14 protein-coding genes are annotated in these 17,377 nt (G+C 67.0%); 8 read left to right on the plus strand and 6 right to left on the minus strand.

The window, feature by feature from the left end; genetic code table 11:
• Positions 1 to 287: 287 nt before the first annotated feature.
• The 4 genes from mutL to miaB form a co-directional block, all read right to left on the minus strand.
• Entirely contained in the window at positions 288 to 2,225 is a 1,938-nt protein-coding gene (gene mutL / locus NE547_RS00495) for a DNA mismatch repair endonuclease MutL (RefSeq protein WP_256174470.1), read from the minus strand.
• Positions 2,226 to 2,357: 132 nt separating this feature from the next.
• Complete coding sequence (locus NE547_RS00500) at positions 2,358 to 3,056, minus strand: CPBP family intramembrane glutamic endopeptidase (protein WP_256174471.1); 699 nt, start codon at positions 3,054 to 3,056, stop codon at positions 2,358 to 2,360.
• 36 nt (positions 3,057 to 3,092) lie between these two features.
• Complete coding sequence (gene mutS / locus NE547_RS00505) at positions 3,093 to 5,687, minus strand: DNA mismatch repair protein MutS (RefSeq protein ID WP_256174472.1); 2,595 nt, start codon at positions 5,685 to 5,687, stop codon at positions 3,093 to 3,095.
• Positions 5,688 to 5,845: 158 nt separating this feature from the next.
• Positions 5,846 to 7,255 (minus strand): tRNA (N6-isopentenyl adenosine(37)-C2)-methylthiotransferase MiaB, encoded by a 1,410-nt coding sequence (gene miaB / locus NE547_RS00510; protein ID WP_256174473.1) that lies wholly within the window; start codon positions 7,253 to 7,255, stop codon positions 5,846 to 5,848.
• 212 nt (positions 7,256 to 7,467) lie between these two features.
• Here miaB and NE547_RS00515 point away from each other — a divergent pair, with 212 nt between their 5' ends.
• The 6 genes from NE547_RS00515 to NE547_RS00540 all read left to right on the plus strand — a co-directional run bounded on the left by NE547_RS00515 (position 7,468) and on the right by NE547_RS00540 (position 13,114).
• Positions 7,468 to 8,535 carry an alanine racemase gene (locus NE547_RS00515; RefSeq protein WP_256174474.1) on the plus strand — a complete coding sequence of 356 codons (1,068 nt, stop codon included), beginning with the start codon at positions 7,468 to 7,470 and terminating at the stop codon, positions 8,533 to 8,535.
• A gap of 13 nt (positions 8,536 to 8,548) precedes the next feature.
• Positions 8,549 to 8,992 carry a D-aminoacyl-tRNA deacylase gene (dtd, locus tag NE547_RS00520; RefSeq protein ID WP_186908404.1) on the plus strand — a complete coding sequence of 148 codons (444 nt, stop codon included), beginning with the start codon at positions 8,549 to 8,551 and terminating at the stop codon, positions 8,990 to 8,992.
• A gap of 79 nt (positions 8,993 to 9,071) precedes the next feature.
• Complete coding sequence (locus NE547_RS00525; RefSeq protein WP_186908403.1) at positions 9,072 to 9,677, plus strand: MBL fold metallo-hydrolase; 606 nt, start codon at positions 9,072 to 9,074, stop codon at positions 9,675 to 9,677.
• A 75-nt stretch (positions 9,678 to 9,752) separates the two neighbouring features.
• Positions 9,753 to 11,249, plus strand: a complete 1,497-nt coding sequence (gene hemZ / locus NE547_RS00530; RefSeq protein WP_256174475.1) for a coproporphyrinogen dehydrogenase HemZ — start codon at positions 9,753 to 9,755, stop codon at positions 11,247 to 11,249.
• A gap of 1 nt (position 11,250) precedes the next feature.
• Complete coding sequence (locus NE547_RS00535) at positions 11,251 to 12,195, plus strand: uridine kinase (protein ID WP_256174476.1); 945 nt, start codon at positions 11,251 to 11,253, stop codon at positions 12,193 to 12,195.
• 97 nt (positions 12,196 to 12,292) lie between these two features.
• A complete protein-coding gene (locus tag NE547_RS00540) occupies positions 12,293 to 13,114 on the plus strand; it encodes an Mrp/NBP35 family ATP-binding protein (protein ID WP_256174477.1) in 822 nt (273 codons plus the stop codon).
• Positions 13,115 to 13,194: 80 nt separating this feature from the next.
• On the opposite strand, the gene NE547_RS00545 is transcribed toward NE547_RS00540, so the two are convergent.
• Together NE547_RS00545 and NE547_RS00550 are read right to left on the minus strand one after the other, a co-directional pair.
• Positions 13,195 to 13,527 (minus strand): branched-chain amino acid transporter permease, encoded by a 333-nt coding sequence (locus NE547_RS00545; protein ID WP_186908399.1) that lies wholly within the window; start codon positions 13,525 to 13,527, stop codon positions 13,195 to 13,197.
• Positions 13,521 to 14,231 (minus strand): AzlC family ABC transporter permease, encoded by a 711-nt coding sequence (locus tag NE547_RS00550; RefSeq protein ID WP_256174478.1) that lies wholly within the window; start codon positions 14,229 to 14,231, stop codon positions 13,521 to 13,523. Before NE547_RS00550 ends, NE547_RS00545 begins: the two co-directional genes overlap by 7 nt.
• Before the next feature lie 109 nt (positions 14,232 to 14,340).
• On the opposite strand from NE547_RS00550, the gene NE547_RS00555 reads away from it, so the two are divergent.
• Together NE547_RS00555 and mnmG are read left to right on the plus strand one after the other, a co-directional pair.
• Complete coding sequence (locus NE547_RS00555) at positions 14,341 to 15,288, plus strand: diacylglycerol kinase family protein (protein WP_256174479.1); 948 nt, start codon at positions 14,341 to 14,343, stop codon at positions 15,286 to 15,288.
• A 251-nt stretch (positions 15,289 to 15,539) separates the two neighbouring features.
• On the plus strand, positions 15,540 to 17,351 hold the full coding sequence (gene mnmG / locus NE547_RS00560; protein WP_256174480.1) for a tRNA uridine-5-carboxymethylaminomethyl(34) synthesis enzyme MnmG: 1,812 nt from the start codon (positions 15,540 to 15,542) through the stop codon (positions 17,349 to 17,351).
• Positions 17,352 to 17,377: the final 26 nt, after the last annotated feature.

Below are 17,377 nucleotides of genomic sequence, written 5' to 3' on the forward strand. Positions count from 1 at the left end.
CTTTCTGTTGGGTGCATCCAATATATACCATTTTATCCAATGGATCAACTCGCATTTTGTCGAAGGGCCGAAATATCGGTCACGCCCGCCCGAACCGCTTCTCCAGCTGCTGCCGCGTCAGTTCAATCGCCACCGGACGCCCGTGGGGGCAGTATTTGTACCCCGCCGGGCCGGGCCCGGCGGGGGCCCCGGACGATCTTGCCTCCTCGCGTGAACTGAATTCACGCTGCGGCAAGGTTTTGCTGCGCAAAACGCTTGGACGCGCCGCAGGCGCGGGCACGGTCAAATCACGCCCGCCCGAACCGCTTCTCCAGCTGCTGCCGCGTCAGTTCAATCGCCACTGGACGCCCGTGGGGGCAGTATTTGACCGTGCCGTCCATGACGGCTTCGGCCAGGCGCTGCAGCTCCTGTGGCCCGTTCCTCTGGCCGCCCTTGACGGCGGCCTTGCAGGCCATGGTGTGCAGCAAGGCGTCCCGGGCCGCCTCCGGATCGGCCCGGCCGGTGATGAGCAGCCGGCCCGCCAGCTCCGTGAGTACGCCCTCGATCTCCCCGGCGGCCACATCGCCGGGGGCCGCCCGGACAATGAGCGCTCCGCCGCCAAACTCCTCCGCCTCGAACCCGAAGCGGCGCAGCAGGGGAAGCTGGGTCAGCAGGGCCGCCCCCTCCTCGGCGGGAGGCGTGAAGACCACCGGCGTCAGCAGGGCCTGCACCATGGGCTGGTACCCCTCGGCCTTGAGCCGGTCGAAATTGAGCCGCTCATGGGCGGCGTGTTTATCGATCAGGAGGATCTTGTCGCCCTGTTCCACGATGATGTAAGTATGGAGCACCTCGCCCGCCATACGCCACGGCTCCGGCGCGGGGACCTCTTCCGGCGCGGGGGCCGGGCCGGGGGCCGGGGCCGCCGCGCGGTCTTCCCCCGGCGCAGCGGGGGCGCGGAGCGGGCGGGGCGGCGCCGGGACGGCCGCGCAGCCCGGCGCTCCGGCGCCGGCAGCGCCCACCGCAGCCGCGGGCGCTTGCGGGGCCGGCCGCGCGGAGGCGGTCCCGTCCCGAGCGTCCGGACGGGGCGGCTGCTTCGGCGCGGTCACGTCGCGCAGGGGCAGGGCGGGGGAGCCGTGTTCCTGGCGGAAGGCCTGCGCCGTCTGATTCCGGAAGGCCGTCTGGCTGGGGGCGGCGGTATCCCGCACGGCGGCGCGGAGGGGGCGCTCCCGCGCGCCCCCCTCCAGCTGCGGACGGGTACGGTCGGCCTCCAGCGCAGACTTGACGGCGTAATACACCGCGTCGAACACCCGCTTTTCCGAGCCGAATTTGACCTCCTGCTTGGTCGGGTGGACGTTCACGTCCACGGCGTTGAGGCGGGTGTTCAGATGCAGCACGCAGCCGGGGAACTTGCCCACCATCTTCTGGTTGGCATAGGCCTCCTCCACCGCGGCGGTCATGGTGCGGCTTTTCACATACCGGCCGTTCACAAAAAAGTGCTGATAGCCCCGGGTCCCCCGGCAGCAGGTGGGCAGGGAGGTAAAGCCGGCGACCGTCATCTCCTCGCCGGAGCCGCCGACCGGCACGAAGCCCAGGGCCAGATCCCGGCCCAGCACGGCGTAGAGGGCGGACTGGAGCTTCCCGTCGCCGGGGGTGCGCAGCTCCTGCTTCCCGTCCCGGAGGAATTTGACGCTCACCTCCGGATGGGACAGGGCCACCCGCTGCACCATGGCAAAGCAGGCCGCCCCTTCGGCGGCGTCCTTCTTCATGAATTTCAGGCGGGCCGGGGTATTGTAGAACAGGTCCCGCACCACCATCGTGGTACCCTGCGGGCACCCCGCCTCGTCCCGGGCGACCACCGCGCCCCCCTCCAGGGAGAGGGCAATCCCCAGCTGCGCCCCCTGAGCGCGGGTGAGCAGTTCCACCCGGGAGACGGCGGAGATGGCCGCCAGCGCCTCCCCCCGGAAGCCCAGGGTGCCGATGGCCTCCAGGTCGTATTCGCTTCGGATCTTGCTGGTGGCATGGCGCAGGAAGGCGGTCTCCGCCTCCCCGGCGGCAATGCCGCAGCCGTCGTCGGTGACCCGGATCAGGGTCATGCCGCCGTGCTGGACCTCCACCGTCACCGTGGCGGCGGCGGCGTCGATGGCGTTTTCCATGAGTTCCTTGACCACCGACGCGGGCCGCTCCACCACTTCGCCGGCGGCGATCAGGTCGGCCACGTGGGGCTCTAATTGCTGGATGTGAGGCATCTCATTCTCCTTCCATGGGGCTGCCCGTACACCGGTGCCCCGGAGTACGGGCGTTTTCCCCGCAGGGAAGACGGGACTCCGGCCGGCGTCCCTCCGGACGGTCTGCGCAGCCGCTAAAGGGCCCCGGCGGGATCAACGGATTGCGTGAAACAGGGCGGCGGCGTTGAGGACCATGTGCAGGGCCACGGGGGTCCAGACGGAGCCGCCGTTGTCATAGCTCCAGCACAGGGCCAGGGACATGGGCACGTACTGCGCAAACAGCAGCAGGTAGCGCAGGTCCATCCCGTTGTAGGTAAACACGAACTGCCATACGCAGTACACCGCGAAGAGCAGGGTGGAGAGCCCATAGGCCAGCGCCCGGCTGTACCGCCGCACCGCGCCGAACAGCAGCCCCCGGAACAGGGCCTCCTCCACGATGGGCATCAGCACCACCACGATGACCACCGTGGCCGCGGGGGACATGGCGTACTGCTCCAGGTAGTTGTAGACGTTCGGATTTTCCACCGGATAGGGCAGGCGCATCACCAGGAAATGGAGCGCCCCCGCCCCCACAAGGCCGGTGCCAAAGGCAAACAGGTTCTCGGGCAGCCAGTCCAGAAGCAGGTAGAAGCCGTTTTTCAAAAAGCTCCAGAACACCAGAAAGACCAGGGTCACCGAGAGCAGGTAATAGATCACGCTGGCCTCGGCCACGGGCAGCTCGCCCCCGAACGAGCGTTGGACCAAGCCCATCAGGAAAGGGAAGGCCAGCACGTACAGCGCGAAAAACACCCACCCCCGCCCCTCCTCCGCGCGGGTAAGCTGGCTGCGCCACTGGCGGCGGTGTTTCGGCATGTCGGTCATCTCCTTCTTTTCACGGCTCTCGCCCCGTTACAGCAGCTGTTTCAGCTCGAACACAAGATTCATCGCTTCGATGGGCGTCATGGTATCGACCTCCACCCTGCGCAGGCGCTCCGCCGCCTGGCTGGCCCCCAGATCCAGCAGGGAGACCTGCCCGTCCCCGTCCGCGGCGGCTTCGGCGGCGCCACGGACGCAGCCGTCGCGCTCCAGCTCGGAGAGGATCTCCCTGGCCCGCTGGATGACCCGGTCGGGCACTCCGGCCAGCTTGGCCACTTCGATCCCGTAGCTCTGGTCGGCCCCGCCCCGGACGATCTTGCGCAGGAAGAGGATGTCGTCCTTCTTTTTCTTGGCGGCGATGTTGTAATTTTTCACGCCGGGGATCTGCCCTTCCAGACAGGTGAGCTCGTGATAGTGGGTGGCAAACAGGGTCTTGGCCCCCAGGCGCCGCCGGTCGGCGCAATGCTCCAGCACCGCCCGGGCGATGGACATGCCGTCGTAGGTGCTGGTGCCCCGTCCGATCTCGTCCAGGATCAGCAGGCTCTTGCTGGTGGCGTTTTTTAAAAGCTCGGCCACCTCGGTCATCTCCACCATAAAGGTGGACTGCCCGGCGGAGAGGTCGTCGCTGGCCCCGATGCGGGTGAACACCCGGTCCACCACCCCGATGCGGGCCCGTCGGGCCGGTACAAAGCAGCCCATCTGGGCCATGAGCACGATGAGGGCCACCTGGCGCATATAGGTGGACTTGCCCGCCATGTTGGGGCCGGTGAGGATGGCTACCATGTTCTCCCGGCTGTCCATGCGGGTGTCGTTGGGTACGAACAGGCTGGTCTTGAGCATCCGCTCCACCACTGGGTGGCGTCCTTCCGTGATCTCGACGGTATCGGACAGATCCACCTCCGGCTTGCAGTAGTTCTGCTCGTCGGCCACGGCGGCGAAGGAAGCCAGCACATCCACCTGCCCCACGGCGGCGGCGGAGCGCTGGATGCGCCCCACCTGGGCGGCGGTCTGCTCCCGCACCGCGCAGAACAGCTCATACTCCAGGGCGGTGATCTTGTCCTGAGCGGAGAGGATGGTATGCTCCATGTCCTTGAGTTCCTGGGTGATGTAGCGCTCGCAGCCCGACAGGGTCTGCTTGCGGATGTAGTCCTCCGGCACCTGATCGTAATAGGATTTGGAGACCTCGATATAGTACCCGAAGACCTTATTGTACCCCACCTTCAGGCTCTTGATGCCGGTGCGCTCCTTCTCCCGCGTCTCAATGGCGGCCACCATGCCCTTGCCGTTGACCATGACGTCCCGGAGCCGGTCCACATCGGCGTTGTATCCGGCGCGGATAAAGCCGCCCTCCCGCACGGAGAAGGGGGGCTCGTCCACCACGGCGGCGCCGATGAGCGCGCGCAGCGGCTCCAGGTCGTCCAGCTCCTCCCGCAGGGAAGCCAGCAGGGCGGAGGGATAGGGGGCGAGCAGTTCCCGCAGCCGGGGCAGCCGCCCCAGGCCGGCGGCCAGGGCCACCAGGTCCCGGCAGCCGGCGGCGCCGTATACGATCCGGCCGATGAGCCGCTCCAGATCGCCCACCTCCTTGAGGCAGAGGGCGAGCTCCTCCCGGCCCACAGCGTCCCCCGCCAGGTCCTCCACGGCGGACAGGCGGCGGGTGATGGCGGCGGGGGAGAGCAGGGGCCGCTCCATCCAGGCGCGGATGAGCCGGTGCCCCATGGGCGTTTTCGTCTTGTCCAGCACCCACAAAAGGCTGCCCCGCTTCTCGCCGGAGCGCATGGTGGCGGTCAGCTCCAGGGTCCGCCGGGCGGTCAGATCCAGCTCCATGTACTGCCCCGTGGTCTGGTAGCCCAGCGCGGAGATGTGGGACAAGTCGGTCTTCTGGGTCTCATAGAGATAGGAGAGCAGGCCGCCCGCCGCCTGCAGGGCGTGGCCGTCCCCCTCCGGCAGGGCGCGGGCGCCCTCCGGAAACTGGTCGTTTACCAGCTTGCGCGCGCGCTCCGGCCGGAAGCGCTCCCCGCCGCCGTTTTCACAGCGGCACTCCAGGCGCTGCCGGAGAAACGCCAGCAGCGCCGGGTCGGACCACGCCTCATCGGACAGCACCGCCTCCCGGGGCGAGAAACGGCCCAGCTCGTTGTACAGGTGCTCGCCTCCGTCCCCGGCGAAAGAGGCGGCGGTACACTCGCCGGTGGAGATATCACAGAAGCACACCCCCGTGCCCTGCGCATCCCGGCAGATGGCACAGATGTAGTTGTTACGCCCCTCCTCCAGCATGTTGGAGTCGATGACCGTGCCGGGGGTGACGATGCGGACGACCTCCCGCTCCACCAGCCCCTTGGCCAGCGCCGGGTCCTCCATCTGTTCGCAGATGGCGACTTTGTAGCCCTTGCTGATGAGCCGGGCCACATAGGCGTCGGCGGAGTGGTAGGGCACCCCGCACATGGGGGTGCGCTCCTCCTCCGGCTTGCCCCGGTCCCGGGTGGTGAGGGTCAGCTCCAGCTCCTTGGACGCCAGCAGGGCGTCCTCGTCAAACATCTCGTAAAAGTCCCCCAGACGGAAAAACAGGATGCAGTCCGGGTGGAGCTCCTTCATTTCTTTGTACTGCCTGCGCATGGGGGTCAGTTCGGCCATGGGGTGTCTCCTTCTTTTTTCTCTGAACGCCTGGATTGGTGGACGGGGGACCTTGGGATGGGGGAGCGGTCGTTTCGCCGGGCAGGGCGCTTTCCCGCAGGGGGCCGTTTGGTCGTTCAAGGGGATCTCGCCCGGGCGGCCGCCGCGGGGGCAGGCGCTCAGTCCGGCTGCGCTTCCCCGGTCAGAGACCACTTGTTGGCCCCGGTGACCTTCACCTGGACGAAGCGCCCGATCAGGGCTCTGTCCCCGCTCAGGCGCACCAGGCGGTTGCCCGGGGTGCGGGCGGTAAGGCCCTTCTCGTCCGCCCCGTCCACGAGACAGCGCACCGTTTTGCCCACGTAGGCGGCGTGGCGCTCCTCGCTGATCTTGTCCTGCTCCTCCACCAGGCGCTGGAAGTTGGCGGCCTTCTGCTCCTTGGGCATGGGGTCGGGCAGCGCGGCGGCGGGGGTGCCCTCCCTGGGGGAGAAGAGGAAGGTGAACAGCGCGTCGAAGCGCACCTGCTGAATGAGGCTCAACGTCTGCTCAAATTCCTCCTGGCTCTCGCCGGGGAAGCCCACGATCACGTCCGAGGTGAGCACGATATCGGGGATCAGGGCCCGCAGGGCGTGGACCTGCTCCAGATACCCCCCCCTGGAATAGCGGCGGTTCATGGCCTGCAGCACCCGCGTGCTGCCCGACTGGAAGGGGAGGTGGAAGTGGGGGGCCACCTTTTCGCACCGGGCCATGGTCTCAAAGAGCTTCTGGGAGGCGTCCTTGGGGTGGCTGGTCATAAAGCGCAGCAAAAAGTCCCCCGGGATATCGTTGGCGGCGGCGAGCAGGTCGGCAAAGTCCATGCCCCCCTCCAGGTCCTTCCCGTAGGAATTCACGTTCTGGCCCAGCAGGGTAATGTCCCGATAGCCTTCCGCCGCCAGCGCCCGGATCTCGTCCAGAACGGCCCCCGCTTCCCGGCTGCGCTCCCGCCCCCGGACGTAGGGCACGATGCAGTAAGAGCAGAAGTTGTTGCATCCGTACATGATGGACACCCAGGCCTTTACCCCGTCCTGGCGCACCAGGGGAATGCCCTCGGCAATGGAGCCGGGCTCGTCCGCGATATCGAAGATGCGCCCCCGGCGGGTGACCAGGCGGTACAGCAGCTCCGGAAAGCGCCAGAGCGCATGGGGGCCGAAGACCAGGTCCACCTGCCGGTAGGACGCTTTGATCTTCCGGGCCACATGGGGCTCCTGGGCCATGCAGCCGCACACGCAGATCAGCTGGCCGGGCTTTGCCCGCTTGGTGTGCACCAGCGCGCCCACGTTGCCCAGAGCCCGCATCTCCGCATGCTCCCGGATGGCGCAGGTGTTGATGAGGATCAGGTCGGCCTGCGCCTCCTGATCGGTAAACTGATACCCCATCTCGGACAGGTAGCCCCGCAGCCGCTCGGAGTCGGCCTCGTTCTGCTGACAGCCGTAGGTGTCCACAAAGGCCAGGGGCGGCGTGGGGCGGGCGGCGCTGCGCTCGTGCAGCAGGGCGCAGAACTCCCGCTGGCGGGCGATGTCTTCCGGCGCGATTCTTGTCGTCTCTCGGTTCAAAACGGTTCCTCCAAAACGGTATTCGATTTTTGAAATTGTATCATCTTTCCCGGAAAAACACAAGCGGCAACCCCTTTTCGTTGACGGTCTATTTACAGAAGTGATATAATGCTTTCAAACACGCGAAGGACCCCCTGCCGCATTTGCCCTGCCGCGCGCGGCGGCAGGGGCGCGGCGGCGGGGCGCAGTCTGAACGGAAAGGCGGCCATGCCATGAAAAAGCTGGTCATCGAGCGGGAAGCGGTCAAAAATAACATCACCGTGGTCAAGGACCGGGCCGGATCGGCGTGTATCTACGCCGTGCTCACCGGGGACGGCTTCGGCGCTGGCATCACGGAGCTGGCCCAGCTGCTGCGGGAGGAGGGCGTGGGCCGCTTCGCCGTGTCCGAGCCCGACGAGGCCGCCGCCCTGCGCAAGGCCGGGCTGGTGGAAGAGGAGCTCCTGATGCTCCGCCCCACCACCGACCGGGAGGAGCTGGAACAGCTCATCGACCTGAACGTGGTGTGCACCATCGGCTCGGCCGATACGGGCATGGCCCTCAACGGCGTGGCGGAGGCCCGCTCCACCGTGGCGGAGGCCCATATCCAGATCGACACGGGCATGGGCTTCGGGGGCTTTCTGGCCGCCGAGCCGGACAAGATTCTCTCCGCCTACCGCAACCTGCCCAACGTGGCGATCTCGGGTGTCTATACGCAGATCCACGCCACAAAACGGGACGGCCGGGACGCCGCGCCCCAGCTGGAGGAATTCCAGCAGGTGGTGGAGGCCATCCGCGCCGCCGGCTTCGAGACCGGGGTCGTCCACGCCGCCGGTTCCTACGCCCTGATGCACTATGAATTTGCCCGGCTGGACGCGGTGCGGGCGGGCTCCGCCCTGATGGGCCGCTGCCGCCGCAGCCGGGGCGACGGTCTTTTGAAGGTGGGCTACGGCGAGGTGGGCATCGAGGAGACCCGGTGGCTTCCCCGCGGCCACACGGTGGGCAACGAGCAGCTGGTGACCCTGCGCCACCCCACCCGGGTGGCGGTGCTGCCGGTGGGCTACCAGAACGGCTTCGGCGTGGGCCGCGCGCGGGACGCCGGACTCTGGGCCACCCTGCGGCGGTGGCGCAGCGCCAAAAAGCAGACCGTGCGCATCAACGGCCAAAAGGCCCGCATCATCGGGCGCATCGGCGCCATCGAGACCATCGTGGACGTGACGGAGCTGAAATGCGCCGCCGGGGACGCGGCCGTCTTTGACATCGACCCGCTCTACGCACGCGGCTTTACACGAGAATACCGATAAGGAGAACAAGTCTATGCGCGCTGTCGTTACCCGCGTAAAAAACGCGAAGGTCACCATTGAAGGCAAAGTGAACGGCGAGATCGGCCAGGGCTTCCTGGTGCTGCTGGGCGTGGGTCCCGCGGACACCGAAGCCCAGGCGGTCCGTCTGGCGGACAAGATCTGCGGCCTTCGCATCTTTGAGGATGAGGCCGGGAAGATGAACCGGAATCTGGAGGCCGTGGGGGGAAGCCTGCTGGTGGTGAGCCAGTTTACCCTCTACGCCGACACCAAGTCCCGCCGCCCCGGCTTTACCGGGGCCGCCAAGCCCGCGCTCGCCGTCCCCCTGTACGAGAAATTCATGGCCGAGTGCGCCGCCCGCGGCTTTCCGGTGGAGCACGGGGAATTCGGCGCCGACATGCAGGTCTATTCGCAGAACGACGGGCCGGTCACCATTCTGTTGGACACCGACCAGATGTGACGGGCGTCCCAGGCGCCCGGTCTCACCCCCGGTACCGAAGGACACAGCCGTCCGGCGGCAAGAAAGGAAGAAACAAGCCATGCAAATCAAAGCCCTGCCGGTTGGCGCCATGGGCACCAACTGCTATCTGCTGGAAGACGAGAGCACCAACGCCGCCGCCGTCGTGGACCCGGGCGGCGACGCCGGGCGTATCCTGGCCCAGCTGCGCGCCGACGGGATGACGGTGCGCGCCATTCTGCTCACCCATGCCCATTTTGACCACACCGGGGCGGTATCGGAGCTGCGGCAGGCCTTGCCCGGCGTGCCGGTCTACCTGCACCCGGCGGACGCCGCCCTGTTGGGAAGCGACATCTTTCCCCCCATCGGCGCCACCGTGCCCTATGACGAGGGGGACGCCCTCACCGTGGGCTCCCTGACGGTGCGCGTGCTGCACACCCCGGGCCACACCCCCGGCGGGGTGACCCTTTTGGCGGGGGACGCGCTGTTCACCGGCGACACCCTCTTCCAGGGCTCCATGGGCCGCACCGATTTCGCCGGCGGCTCCTACGAGGCCATTCTGGCCTCCCTCCGGCGCCTGGGGCAGCTGAGCGGCGACTATCAGGTGCTGCCCGGCCACATGGACGCCTCCACCCTGGAACGGGAGCGCAGGAGCAACTACTACCTGATGGAAGCCCTGGAGGGCTGATATGAGGCGCTATGGGAGAAGCCGCCCGTCCCGGTCTGCCGCCGGGCAAGCGCGGCCAACGGACCGGAGGCGGCCATGAAGCTCTATTTCAAGGGCCACGACTACAAATATGCCGCCGAGCAAATGCTGCTGACCCTGTTTCCCGGCCAGCGGCCGGAGTATCCCGCGTCCCCGCCCGCAGCGGGGGAGGACGCGCTGGAATTGTCCCTGTTCCGGGGGCGGGTCTGGGCCACGGCCACAGCGCGCCTCTCCTATCGGGGGAAGCGCTGCGCCGCCGTCCGGCGCTGTTCGTCTGCCGAGCTCACCGGCGGCCTGGCCGACAGCCGGGCCCTCCAGCGGATCTTAAAGCTGGCCTTTTACGACGCGGGGGTGCGCACGCTGGGACGCGAGCCCCCCTGGGGGGCGCTGACCGGGGTGCGCCCCGTGAAGATCCCCGCCCGGGCCATGGCGCAGGGGGCCTCCCCCGCCCAGGCGGAGGCCCTGCTGCGGGACACCTACCGGGTGTCCGCCCCCCGGCGCGCGCTGGCCATGGACTGCGCCCGGGCCAGCCTGGCCGCCCAAAACAGCCTGAGACGCGACGAGGTCTCCCTCTATGTGGGCATTCCCTTCTGTCCGACCCGCTGCGCCTATTGCTCCTTCGTCTCCGCCGACGTCGGGCGCGCCCTCAGGCTGATCGACCCCTTTCTGGCGGCCCTGCACCGGGAGATCTCCGCCGCAGGGGCCATGCTGGAGCGGGCCGGCCTGCGGGTGCGCACCGTCTACTTCGGCGGCGGGACCCCCACCACCCTGTCCGCCCCTCAGCTGGACGCCCTGCTGGGCCACCTGGCGGAGCACGTGGATCTCTCCCGCTGCACCGAATACACGGTGGAGGCCGGGCGGCCGGACACCATCACGGCGGAAAAGCTCTCCGTGCTGGCGCGGCGCGGGGTGGGGCGCATCTCCGTCAACCCGCAGAGTATGGACGACCGGGTCCTCGCCGCCATGGGCCGCGCCCACCGCTGCCAGGACATCCGCCGCGCTTACGCCCTGGCGCGGGAGCACGGGATCCCCTGCGTGAATATGGACCTGATCGCCGGATTGCCCGCCGACACGCCCGAAGGCTTCCGGGCCTCTCTGGAGCAGGTGCTCGCCCTGGGCCCGGAAAATGTCACCGTGCATACTCTGGCCCTGAAAAAGGGCTCCCGGCTGATGGAGGAGGGGGGCGCGCTGCCCTCGGGAGCGGATGTGGGATCCATGCTGGACTACGCCTGGAGCGCGCTGCGCGCTGCGCGCCAGACGCCCTATTACCTCTACCGGCAGAAATATATGTCCGGCTCCTTTGAGAACGTGGGCTGGGCCAAGCCGGGCTTTGAGAGCCTGTACAACATCTGCATGATGGAGGAGCTGCATACCATCGTCTCACTGGGCGGCGGCGGCGTGACCAAGCTGGTGGACCCCCATACCGGACGCATCGAGCGCATCGCCAACGCCAAGTACCCCCAGGAGTATCTGCGCGGCCTGGATCAAATGATCCGGGAAAAGTCCCGCGTGGCGGATTTTTTTGCGGCATGGAATCAAAATAAGGAGGGGTAGTATGCCCTATCAGCTCAACGAGATCAACGACAAGCTCCGCAAAGACCCCGTGGCCTTTCTGGCCGAGTGCGACGCCCACTACCAGCAGCGCATCAATACCGCCGTGGACGCCATCCTGGCGCGGATGAAGGACAGCCCCATCGTCCTGCTCTCCGGCCCCTCCGGCTCGGGAAAGACCACTACCGCCCTCAAGCTGGAGCAGGAGCTGGAGCGGCGCGGAGTGAACACCCACACCATCTCCATGGACAATTACTTCAAGACCCTGAACCGGAAGACCGCCCCCCGCACGCCCGAGGGCGATATCGACTATGAGTCCCCCCGCCTGCTGGATATGGACCTGCTGGACGAGACCTTTACCAAGCTCTCCAAGGGCGAGTGGGTGGTGGTGCCCAAGTTTGAATTCGCCCGCCAGATGCGCAACGACAGCCGGGGCTCCCTGCTCAAGCTGGACCAGAACGAAATCGCCATCTTCGAGGGCATCCACGCCCTCAACGACGACATCGCCGGCCGCCACCCGGAGGCCACCACGCTGTATATTTCCGCCCGCTCCAATATTCTGGAGGGGGAGACGCTGCGCTTTAAGGGCACCTGGATGCGCCTGGCCCGCCGGGCGGTGCGGGACTTCAACTTCCGCGGCACCGACCTGGGGGAGACCCTGTCCATGTGGTACAACGTGCGCCGGGGGGAAAAGGCGTATATCTCCCCCTTCAAGGGCCGGGCCAAGATCGTCATCGACTCCTCCCTGCGCTACGAGGTGAGCGTCTTTGCCAACTACGCCGCGCCCCTGCGTCAGGCGGTGGACCTGGTCCTCCCCGAAAACGCGCGCTATCGGGAGCTTCACGATCTGGTGAGCGCCTTTGCGTACTTTGAACCGGTGGACCCCGCGCTGGTCGCCTCCGATTCCCTGATCCGGGAATTTATCGGCGGGGGCAGCTACCGCTACTGATGCGACCCCCGGCGGGAAGCGTGGCCCTTTGGGGCCCGTCCCCGCCGCACCGCCCGCCGCGGCGGGCTCAAACAAGATAGGAAAGAAGGAATCTCCCATGTCCGAATGCACCCATGACTGCTCCTCCTGCGGCGAAAGCTGCACAGAGCGCGCCGAGCCCCAGAGCCTCCAGGCGCCCACCAACGCCCTGTCCAAGATCGGCAAGGTCATCGCCGTGGTCAGCGGCAAGGGCGGCGTAGGCAAAAGCCTGGTCACGTCCTCTCTGGCCGTGGCCATGAAGCAGCTGGGCAAAACGGTCGGCGTACTGGACGCCGACATCACCGGCCCCTCCATCCCCACCGCCTTCGGCGTACACGCCCGGGCGGAGGGCAGCGAGCTGGGCATCTATCCCGCCGTCACCAGGACCGGCGTGGAGATCATGAGCCTCAACCTGCTCACCGCCAATGAGACCGACCCCGTCATCTGGCGCGGGCCCGTCATCGCCGGCGCCGTGAAGCAGTTCTGGACCGACGTGATCTGGGGCGAGCTGGACTACCTGTTCGTGGACATGCCCCCCGGAACGGGGGACGTGCCCCTGACCGTCTTCCAGTCCCTGCCCGTGGACGGCATCATCGTGGTCACCTCCCCCCAGGACCTGGTCAGCATGATCGTCACCAAGGCCGTGAAGATGGCCGAGATGATGAAGATCCCCGTACTGGGTCTGGTGGAGAACTACAGCTACTTCAAGTGCCCCGACTGCGGGAAGGAGCACAGCATCTTCGGCCAGAGCCGCATCGACAAGGTGGCGGGGGAGCTGGGGCTGAGGGTCCTGGCCCGCCTGCCCATCGACCCCGGCGTGGCCGCCGCCTGCGACGCGGGCAGGATCGAGGATTATACGCCCAATTATCTCTCCGCCGTAGCCAGGGACCTGGCCGAATAACCAACCGGGGCGGGCCCGCCATCACGGCGGACCCGCCCCTCTGTTTTCGCCTCCCGGCGTCCGTCGCCAGGCTTCTTCCACTACACGAACACGGCCTGCACCAGCACCATGTAGAGTATGGTGCCGCCGAAAATGGACAAAAGGTTATTGTGCTTCCACACGTGCAGCGCCGCCACCGCCGCTGCCGAGATCAGCTGGGGGGCCCACCCGGCGGGGGACGCGAAGGAGACGCCCTTCAGGCAGTAGACCACCAGCATGGCAATGATGGCGGGAGGGAGCACCCGTCCCAGGTAGAGGACGATCTTGGGCGGCGCCTCGCCCCGGTCAAAGAGCAGAAAGGGCAGAAATCGGGTGAGAAAGGTCACTGCCGCCATGACCGCGATGGCGGCCACGGCGTGTCCGGTACTCAGCATGACGTCTCCTCCGTTTCCTCCAGCCGGTCCCGCAGCACCAGCAGCGCCAGCACGATCACGCCCAGGGAGACCAGCAGCATCTGCTGCTGGCCGAACCGGCGGCCCAGCACGATCAGGAACAGCACGGTGGCCCCGGCCCCAAGCAGGGCGGGGAGATGGTTTTTGTACGCCTTCCACTGGTCCACGGCGATGACCACAAACAGGGCGGTCATGGCAAAGTCGATGCCGGTGGTATCCAAGGGGATCAGGGCCCCGGCCACCGCGCCGATCACCGAACCCAGGATCCAATAGCTGTGATCCAGCAGGGCGATGGCAAAGTAGAAGCGCTTCGGCTCCACCCCCACCGGGGCACGGACGGAGGCGAGCAGGGCATAGGTCTCGTCGGTGAGGGAAAAGATCATATAGAGCTTGCGCCAACCCATGCCCCGGAACTTTTCCAGCATGGACAGGCCGTAGACCAAGTGGCGGAAGTTGATGAGCAGCGTCATCAGCGCCACGGTGCCCAGCGCGGCCCCGGTCCCCAGCAGGGTGACCCCCAGATACTGCCCCGACCCGGCATAGATGGTCAGGCTCATGAAACAGGCCCAGATGAAGTTGTATCCGATCTCCTGCAGCATCAGCCCGAAGGCGATCCCAATGGCCAGATATCCCATCAGGACCGGGACGGTGACGGGAAAAGCGGCGGAGAGGGCCTTTCGATCCATAGCAAACACTCCCTTGTGCGGCGTTGGATTCTTATTTTATCCGCTTTAGCAGGGAAAAGCAAGAGCGAAGGCAGAATTTCCCGTCCGTTCACAAAAGAGAGGTTGTTTTTTGGTACAATATCTGTATAATACCACCCTAGAGAGAACAGGCGACACGGAGGCCACCATGAAAAAGCTGCTCTTTATTTACAACGTCCACGCCGGGAAGGGACTGCTGAAAAGCAGGCTGGCGGCGGTGCTGGACTGCTTTGTCCGGGCCGGGTGGGACGTGAGCGTCCACCCCACCCAGGGCGCCGGGGACGCCACCGCCGTGGCCGCGGAGCGCGCCGGTGCGTTCGACCGCATCGTCTGTTCCGGCGGGGACGGCACGCTCCACGAGGTGGTGACCGGGCTCATGACCCAGGAAACGCGGCCCGCGGTCGGCTATATCCCGGCGGGCACCACCAATGATTTCGCCAAAAACCTGAGCCTGCCCCGGGGCATGGAGGCCATGGCCCGCGCGGCGGCGGCCGGCTGCCCCAGGCCGGTGGATATCGGACGGTTCAACGACCGCTTCTTTATCTACGTGGCCGCCTTTGGGGCCTTTACCGACGTGGCCTACAACACCCCCCAGCCGTTTAAAAACCTCTTCGGCCACCTGGCCTACGTGCTGGAGGGCGCCACGCGGCTGAGCTCCATTCAGGCCTACCCCATGACCGTGGAGCACGACGCGGGCATGGAGGTGGGCAGCTACTGCTACGGCATGGTTTCCAACACGGTCTCGGTGGGCGGTTTTAAGGGCATGCCCACCGAGCCGGTGCGTCTGGACGACGGCATCTTCGAGGTGGTCCTGGTGCGTCAGCCCCAGAACCCCCTGCAGCTGCAGGCGATCATCAAGGCGCTGCTCACCATGTCGCCCGACGAGCAGGGGCTGGTCACCAGCTACCGCACCAGCCGGCTGCGCATCACCTGCCGGCAGGAGCTTCCCTGGACGCTGGACGGGGAATACGGCGGCGCGCCCAAAACGGCGGAGATCGAAAACTGCAGCAGGGCGGTCTCGATCGTATATGGGAAATAAGCCCGTCCGCGACCGGCGCAGCAAAGTGAGGTACGCCATTAATGCATGACTATGAAGCGGGAACTTATGATATCGCAGTGATCGGAGCCGGGCACGGGGACCCCGCACAGCGGGGGCGCGCCCACCGGCGCGCACAAGCGTTTTCGCCCACAGCGAAAACCTTGCCGCAAGGCGGATTTATTCCGCCTGAGGAAGAAAAAGGCATTTGGGGCCCCCGCGCGACCGGCGCAGCAAAGTGAGGTACGCCATTAATGCATGACTATGAAGCGGGAACTTATGATATTGCAGTGATCGGAGCCGGGCACGCGGGCATCGAGGCCGCCCTGGCCGCGGCCCGGCTGGGCCTGAGGACGCTGTGCTTTACCGTCAACCTGGACGCGGTGGGCAATATGCCCTGCAATCCCGCCATCGGCGGCACCGGCAAGGGCCACCTGGTGCGGGAGCTGGACGCCCTGGGCGGCGAGATGGCCCGGGCCGCCGACGCGGCCTGCATCCAATACCGCACGCTCAACCGGGGCAAGGGCCCGGCGGTGTGGTCCCTGCGGGCCCAGGCCGACCGCCGGCGGTATCAGGAGATCATGAAGCACACCCTGGAGCGGCAGGAAAACCTGTGCCTCAAGCAGGCGGAGGTCACCGACATCTACGCCGAGCACGGCGCGGTGAGCGCCGTGCGCACCTGCCACGGGGCGGTATACCGGGTGCGCGCCGTGGTGGTGGCCTCGGGCACCTATCTGGGCGGGCGCACCATCGTGGGGGACGTGACGCGCTCCTCCGGCCCGGACGGCCTCGCGCCCGCGCTGGCCCTGACGGACAGCCTGCGGGCGCTGGGGGTGGGCCTGCGCCGCTTTAAAACCGGCACGCCGCCCCGGGTCAACGCCCGGAGCGTGGATTATTCCAAAATGGAGCTCCAGCCGGGGGACGCGCAGACCGTGCCCTTCTCCTTCGAGACGGCCGCGCCGCCGGAAAACAAGGCGGTGTGCTATCTGACCTACACCAATGCGGCCACCCACGCCGTCATCCGCGCCAACCTGCACCGCTCGCCGCTTTTTTCCGGCGTGATCGAAGGGGTGGGGCCCCGGTACTGCCCCTCCATTGAGGACAAGGTGGTCCGCTTCGCCGACAAGCCGCGCCATCAGCTCTTCATCGAGCCCATGGGGCTGAACACCGAGGAGGTGTACATCCAGGGCTTCTCTTCCTCGCTCCCGGAGGACGTGCAGGCGGAGATGCTCCACACCATCGCCGGCCTGGAACGGGCCGAGATGACCCGCTGCGCCTACGCCATCGAGTACGACTGCGCCGACCCCACCGAGCTTTTGCCCACCCTGGAGCACAAGCGGGTGCGCGGCCTGTACGGGGCCGGGCAGTTCAACGGCTCCTCCGGGTACGAGGAGGCCGCCGCCCAGGGCCTTGTGGCCGGGGCGAACGCCGCCTTGAAGCTGCTGGGCCGGGAGCCGCTGGTGCTGCGGCGGGACCAGGGCTACATCGGCGTGCTCATCGACGATCTGGTGACCAAGGGCACCAACGAGCCCTACCGCATGATGACGTCCCGCACCGAATACCGGCTGCTCTGCCGCCAGGACAACGCCGACCAGCGCCTGTGCCCCGTGGGATACGCCATCGGACTGGTCAGCGGCGAACGGTACGCCCGCGTACAGGAAAAATACGCCGCCGCGGCCCGGGAGATTAAACGGCTGGAGCACGCCGGAACGGCCCAGGGCCGCCTGTGCGACCTGCTGCGCCGCCCGGAAAACACCTATGCGTCGCTCGCGCCCGCAGACCCGGGGCGGCCCGCTCTGCCCCCGGCGGTGCAGGAGGCGGTGGAGATCGCCGTCAAATACCAGGGCTATATCGACCGGCAGCTCCGGCAGGTGGAGGAGTGGCGGAGGATGGAGGATCGTCCCCTGCCCGAGGGGCTGGATTATGCGGCGATGCAGGGCCTGCGCATCGAGGCCCGGCAGAAGCTGGACCAGATCCGCCCCCTGAATTTGGGGCAGGCCAGCCGTATTTCCGGCGTCAGCCCCGCAGATATCGCGGCGCTGATGGTCTATCTGGAACGGGGCTGAGCGCACGCGTGCCCCGCAGTCAAACG

The organism is Flavonifractor sp. DFI.6.63 (genome assembly GCF_024462255.1).
In the GTDB taxonomy this organism is placed as follows: Bacteria; Bacillota; Clostridia; order Oscillospirales; family Oscillospiraceae; genus Lawsonibacter_A; species Lawsonibacter_A hominis.